This is a genomic window from Bradyrhizobium sp. PRIMUS42 (genome assembly GCF_023006515.1).
Classification (GTDB): Bacteria; Pseudomonadota; Alphaproteobacteria; order Rhizobiales; family Xanthobacteraceae; genus Bradyrhizobium.
In genome coordinates, this window is record NZ_JALBGZ010000866.1 from 1 (window position 1) to 2,361 (window position 2,361).

Genomic DNA, 2,361 nt, shown 5'->3' on the forward strand with positions numbered 1-2,361 from the left:
GGCCGATTGCCTCCACGGCCGCGGTCAGGCGGCCGATCGGGCGAGTCAATGAGCGCGCAAGCAGCACCGCGAGTGAAGCCGCGGCGAGGACGGCAAGCACGCCGACCAGCAAGGACGTCTGTTGAATGGCGGCCGGCACACGGCCGAAGACGGACGGGGGAATGGTCACGATGATCGCGATCCATTCCTTTCCTGCCAGCAATGCCGGCGCGATCGCCGCGCCGCTCGGCCGGCCCGACCCGTCGGTCATGAGCCGCGTGGATACGTCCGAGGTGCCGACCAAGGCTGAGAAGAATGGAAAATCATCGCGCCAGTTGGTGGGGTGGCCCCGCAATGAACCGAATTCGAGCGCGTGATCGGGATGAACGAGATAGTCGCCGCGCGAATTCACGACGTAAATCTCTCCCCCCGAGTTCGCCGTCGCGCGGACGTGGTCGAGGGCCGGACGCATGTCGATATTGGCGATGATGATACCGAACGGCTTGCCATCCGGCGTGAACAGTGGCGTCGCGACCCGCAGCGTCGGAACGTGGGAGTCCGTGGTGCCGCCCTTGCGGGTCGCGAGATCGATGGGCGAAACGTAAATCTCGCCCGGCGTCAGCCGTATCGTGTCCTGAAAGTAGGTTCGTTCGCCCTTGCGTTCCAATTCGTTGCCGGGGACGATTCTTGCCGCTCCATCCGGGCCGGAGCGGTCGACGCGAACCAGTTCGCGTTGGTCGTCGTCGATGCCGATGATCCGGAATTGCGCGTAGATGGGCTTGGCCTCGATCTCGGCCGCGAGCCGCGTGGCTATACGCTCGCGCCAGGTTTGCTCCGAGACACCGTCAGAAGGGTCGATCCCGCCCCCGACGTGAGCGCGGATCAGGCCGTTGATGGCAGCGGCGGCGCGATAGCCGATCAGATCGCCGCGCACGCCGGCGACGTAGGTTTCGAGGTTGGTTGCCAGCAGGCGCGACTGGGCCTCGACCCGCTCCAGCACGCGCGGAATGACCGCTTGCGTGGTGTTGCGAAAGCCCAGCCAACCGACCGCGGCCACGGTGACCGCCACCAGCAAGATCATTGCGATGGCCAGCCGCGTAGCGAGACTCAGGGGGATGCTCGCAGGACTTCCCGGACGATCGCGGCCGATCTGGCCTGAAGCAGCGGAGCCCTCGTTATCGGTGGCCGGAGCTGACATCGGACCCCTCCGGCTCGCCCGCCTTCAGGCAGCCGTCGACCGCGGCGAGCAATGCCCCGGGTCTGAACGGCTTTTGCAGGCTTGCCACGGCGCCGAGCTTGGTCGCCATCTTCAGGAAATCCGGCTCTGCATAGGTGTCCGGCGTGATCGAGCGGCCGGAAATGACGATGATCGGAATGGCCGGAACCAGCGCCCGGATGTGACGCATCGTCTCCAGCCCATCCATGCCAGGCATGAAGAGGTCGAGAAACAGCAGATCGAACCGGCCCGCCTCGAACAGCGCAAGTCCCTTGCGGCCATCGCCGGCGACGGTGACGTGATGACCGGCCCTCTCCAGGAGCAGCCGGATCGTGATTTGAACGGCCGGGTCGTCATCCACGATCAGGATGTTGGCCACGTCTGAATTCCTCCGGGCCGGATGGAGGTTCCACCGGCCGCAAACCAAATCCATCAACGATGAAATTGTTGCGCGGATTCCGTCCAGCCTGCAAGCACTTCGCGAATGTCCGGTGAATGCTCGCCTAAGCCGAAATCCGGGAGCCATGCTTATGCACACTTGCGTGCATAGGGTTTGCCCGCCGGGCGCCTAATCCGTCAGATATTCCGGATAGTTGCTCCGGATCCGGTCGAGCTCGCTCAACGTGCCTGACAGATGCTGGCGCAGGTGCTGTTGCGCAGCGTCGGCGTCTGCGGCCTCGATCGCGCGCGTGATCAGCTTATGGTGGCGCACGATGTTCTGGGCCTTGCCGGGGGAGGGCAGGTGCAGCCGGCGCAGCCGGTCGCTGTGTCCGCTGCGGCTGCGCACCAGCGCCCACAGATCCTGCTTGCCCGCAGCTACGTAGAGCTGGGCGTGAAAATCGTTGTCGGCGGCCATGAAGGCCTCGAAGTCGCCAGCCCTGGCGAATTGCTGTTGCAATGCAATGGTGTGATCCAGGCGAACGATCAGGGACGCCTCGGGACCGGTTGCGAGCAGGCGGACGATCTCCAGCTCCAGCGCCTGACGCAGGAAATGCGCCTGTTGCGCGCGATCGACGTCGATCCGGCTGACCACGGTGGCATGCTGCGGAAACACGTCGACCAGGCCTTCTTCCTCGAGCCGCATCAGCGCATCGCGCACCGGGGTCGAGCTGACGCCGAACTGGCCAGCAAGCTCGGCGCGCGACAGCGGGGCGCCGGGCGGAAGT

3 protein-coding genes are annotated in these 2,361 nt (G+C 65.2%); all 3 read right to left on the bottom strand.

Annotated elements, in window-relative coordinates; translation table 11 throughout:
• Positions 1-1,177 (bottom strand): cache domain-containing protein (locus MOV75_RS34885; RefSeq protein WP_247007610.1); only part of this gene is annotated, 1,177 nt, incomplete at its 3' end.
• Positions 1,155-1,574 (bottom strand): response regulator, encoded by a 420-nt coding sequence (locus tag MOV75_RS34890; protein WP_246932033.1) that lies wholly within the window; start codon positions 1,572-1,574, stop codon positions 1,155-1,157. The genes MOV75_RS34890 and MOV75_RS34885, both read right to left, overlap by 23 nt.
• A 189-nt stretch (positions 1,575-1,763) precedes the next feature.
• The coding region (locus MOV75_RS34895) for a GntR family transcriptional regulator (protein ID WP_247007612.1) at positions 1,764-2,361 on the bottom strand (598 nt) is incomplete at its 5' end.